The 2816-nt window shown below is 46.9% G+C and carries 3 protein-coding genes; all 3 read left to right on the top strand.

The features are described from left to right. Positions 1-335: 335 nt before the first annotated feature. The 3 genes from Q362_RS0117530 (at position 336) to Q362_RS21625 (ending at position 2758) form a co-directional block, all read left to right on the top strand. Positions 336-623: a hypothetical protein gene (locus Q362_RS0117530; protein ID WP_028319678.1), complete on the top strand. Its 288-nt coding sequence runs from the start codon at positions 336-338 to the stop codon at positions 621-623. An 84-nt stretch (positions 624-707) separates the two neighbouring features. Further along, on the top strand, positions 708-1991 hold the full coding sequence (locus Q362_RS0117525) for a hypothetical protein (RefSeq protein ID WP_028319677.1): 1284 nt from the start codon (positions 708-710) through the stop codon (positions 1989-1991). Between the two features lie 134 nt (positions 1992-2125). After that, positions 2126-2758, top strand: a complete 633-nt coding sequence (locus tag Q362_RS21625; RefSeq protein ID WP_051554472.1) for a tyrosine-type recombinase/integrase — start codon at positions 2126-2128, stop codon at positions 2756-2758. Positions 2759-2816 lie beyond the last annotated feature (58 nt).

The raw sequence follows: 2816 nt of genomic DNA, 5'->3' as shown, positions 1-2816 counted from the left end.
TTTATAGCATTTTCTGCTCCAACACGCTGTTTTTATATCATTTCATACCGATCTGAATTGGGCGCTTTTAACGCATAACTATCGGATACTCCCGTTTTGATGTGCTACAGGATCGTTACGAGGCTTTATTCCCCATCTTCATGGCCGGCGCCGCAGGCCACCAGGGGGGCGAAAGCTCCCCGCCGACGAGCGTAGCGACGTCGGAAGGCCACGAGCCGGCTTTCAGGAAAATGGTGCGGTGCCCAAAAAACTTCTTGACGTGGTTATATCCCAAGGATATAGATTTGCTATCCACTGGATATAAGCATCCTGGTCAACCAACACAGGGAGTGAACATGGGACGCCACAGAATGATTCTTTCTTTAAGCGATGATCTTCATTCTATTTTGATGGAGCTATCCAAAGAAACCGGGACACCTGCGGCAACATTTGTTGTCGAGCTCCTCGAATCTTCAAAACCTCACATCATGCAAATTTCCGAGGCAGTGAAACAGGCAAAGAATCAACAGAAGGCTCAAGCCCTTAAGACCTTGAGCAAAATGGCTACTGATGCCACTTCTCAGCTTGGCGACTTTCGGCAGATGCTAGATGACGAAGAAAACAAAGGAACAGAAGAGAAGTAGTAAAAGAAAAAGCCCCCTGACTGGCTGCTATCTTGGCGGATTCACCAGTTAGAGGGCTCAACCTCAATCCTTAATGGAGGCATTATGAATGTAGACAAGAAGGCACAGAAAGTCAAGCAGACCGCAGAAGTTGGGGGGAAAGCCGGTATAACATTCCCCCCAACACTAGCCAAAAATCTCGATAAATTGAAAATCTGCTTCTGGGTTGATTGGAAAAATTCGATCTTTTTGGATGAAATAGATGCAATAAAACAATCCCTTCAAGACACAACGGATTTGCAGGAACAGCCTTTCCAAAATCCAGGTGGATTTCTCTGGAACGTCCAGCGAACCGGAACACGGATTTTCAACTTTCGCCTTACCGCTGGCGACCTATTTCTTCTTATCAATAAACGAACCTGCGAAGGCAATGTTCCCAATATGATGCTTGAAATCGGGTCTGAATCCTGCTGGTCTCCCGGATTCGAGGATATCTTTTACAATTTTACCCGATGGATTGAAGTTCTCGATGGCAAGATCATCAAAAACCAGGTTTCCGAAGTTCACCTGGCTGTCGATTTAATCGGCACTCACATCGAATCTCTCAATATTCGAGACAAGCGATACTGGATCACAAAATCACACAAATTTGCATCGGTCGAATCACCCCGGCAGCTTGAAACCTTTTCGGTAGGTAAGGGTGATATGATGATGAGAATTTACGACAAGGTTCTGGAACTTCGCTATTCTGCCGCCAAACAGGCGACCTTTACGGATTCCTGGGGCGTCGAAAAATACGACGAACAGCCTGTCACCAGATTGGAATTCCAACTTCGCCGAGAGATTCTGAAAAATATCAAAAATGCTGAGACGAACAAGGGAATTGATTCCTACGAAGACCTTTGCGATTCGCTCAGTGCCATCTGGCGGTATTGCACCCATTCATGGGTTCGGCATTGCCTGGAACCCGTTGATAGTGGCAACAACCACCAATCAAGAGCGGAAAATTCCGACTTCTGGAATTTCATTTCTGTGATTCCATGGGAAGGAGACACAGACCGAGCCAAAGAGAAGCCACGTCCGAAGAAAGATTACATCGCCCTCAGAAAACAATTCCTTGGCCTGGGAATGACCTTGGCCGCTTTTCACAACATCAGCACGCAGGATATCGATCATATCATCAACATCGGCAAGCATATCATTGAAGAGGACATGCTTGCCCTCTTTGTGACGGATGAAGAGGAATTCTACCGCCGGATCGACAAGAAAAAACGCGAAGTCTACGAAACAGTATCGCCTGTTCATAGGCTTAAACCAGATCACCCTTCTTCCCATCTCTACCCAAGCCCATATCCTCCAACTGACTACCAGGGGGATTTGCATGCATGACGAGAAACCATTGAAGCCTGCTGACATAGCGGAACTCTTTTCACAAAGCCTTGCATGGGTCAGCAAGCATTACAGAGAATTGGGCGGGGCCAAGATTGGGGGAAGAATGTTCTTCCCCCCACGAGAGGTGATGTATGAGCGTCTATTTTGTCGAGAAGAAGGGGTGGCGGTACGACTTCATGCTGAAAGGCCAGAGATACACCAAGGCATGGTTTCAAACCAAGAGAGAAGCCAAGCAAGCGGAAGAGGAACAACGCAAATACTTGATGACGCCGACTCCAACAGACATGCCCTTTTTGGCCCTGGTAAACAAACGGCTTGATGAGGTCAAACAACGGCTATCTGTTGAACACTACATGGATACTGTGTACCATGCCAGGCGATGGGTTAGCCGTTGGAAGGATCTGACCTGTTCGCAGGTAACCAGAGAAATGATAACCGATTTGCGAAATGAACGAAGCAAGGTATCAAACGAAACGGCCAACAAGGAGCTTCGCCACTTAAAGGCGTTGTTTAACTGGGGGGTTAAAAATGAAATCCTAACCAGTAATCCCGCTGCCAATGTCGCAATGATGCGGATAGAAAAAAAGAGCAAGCGGATCCCAACACAGGAGGAGATCAACAAGGTTTTCGAGGTGGCTACAGCTGAGCAACAGGACTATTTATGGTGCCTCAGAGAGACCCTGGGCAGGTCACGGGAAATAAACGGATTGACATGGAATGATGTCGATTTTAACAGCCCGTTGAAAAACCCCGTAACCCTGTAAAACCTATTGCCCCAATCCCCATGTGCGGTAAATTGATTTTATCATTTCACAACAAGGA

Origin of the sequence: Desulfobulbus elongatus DSM 2908 (genome assembly GCF_000621145.1) — a bacterium.
Lineage (GTDB): Bacteria > Desulfobacterota > Desulfobulbia > Desulfobulbales > Desulfobulbaceae > Desulfobulbus > Desulfobulbus elongatus.
This window is presented reverse-complemented; position numbering and strand designations above follow the sequence as displayed.

Bases quoted from the DNA above. Each gene is read 5' to 3' on its own strand.
- Q362_RS21625 (WP_051554472.1), top strand. From the start codon at position 2,126: ATGAGCGTCTATTTTGTCGAGAAGAAGGGGTGGCGGTACGACTTCATG.
- Q362_RS0117530 (WP_028319678.1), top strand. From the start codon at position 336: ATGGGACGCCACAGAATGATTCTTTCTTTAAGCGATGATCTTCATTCT.
- Q362_RS0117525 (WP_028319677.1), top strand. From the start codon at position 708: ATGAATGTAGACAAGAAGGCACAGAAAGTCAAGCAGACCGCAGAAGTT.